This is a genomic window from Cyanobium sp. NIVA-CYA 375, from assembly GCF_056108345.1.
The window spans coordinates 1-580 of the sequence record NZ_JBSYHW010000397.1; the positions used below are offsets into that span (position 1 = coordinate 1).

Below are 580 nucleotides of genomic sequence, written 5' to 3' on the forward strand. Positions count from 1 at the left end.
CGAAAATCTGGGCGAGGTCCGGCCGCAGCCACAGCTGGTGGAAATCGCGCAGGTCCTGCACGGTCATCGCTTCGACGGCCGCGGGATCACCTGTGCCCGAAGGGGGCATGCCATAGGGGTGGTTGTCGCCGAACAGCTCCTTCGCCAGTGTGCGCTGGGCGATCTGGCTGGGGTTGTTGAGCTCGTTCTTGATCCGGGTCAGTTGCTGTGTCCGCACGCGCTCCATCGCGCGGGGATCAAAGCCCGGGTGCTCGACGTAGTCCGCCATCAGCGCCAACGCCGGGGCCAGGTTGGCGGTCGGCGTGTCGAGCGTGAAGGCGGTGGTGTCCGCATTGGCGAACGCCCCCAGGTTCACCCCAAGGCGTTCCTTGGCAATCGCCAGCCCCTGTGAATCGAGCGAACGGGTGCCTTCGTCCATCAGTTGCAGGAGGAGGGAGGTCGCCCCAAGCTTGCCTGCCGGATCGGCAGCATAGCCGGCATCGAAGTCGAGCCGCACCGAAACGGTCGGCACTGCCGTGCGCTTGGCGAAGAACACCTTGATCCCGTTCGAGAGCGTTGCCCGCTCGATGGCCGGGAAATC

General features: G+C 65.7%; 1 protein-coding gene. It reads right to left on the reverse strand.

The window, feature by feature from the left end:
• On the reverse strand, window positions 1-580 hold a 580-nt coding region (locus AC01FP_RS18790; protein ID WP_474482439.1), incomplete at both ends, for a M16 family metallopeptidase.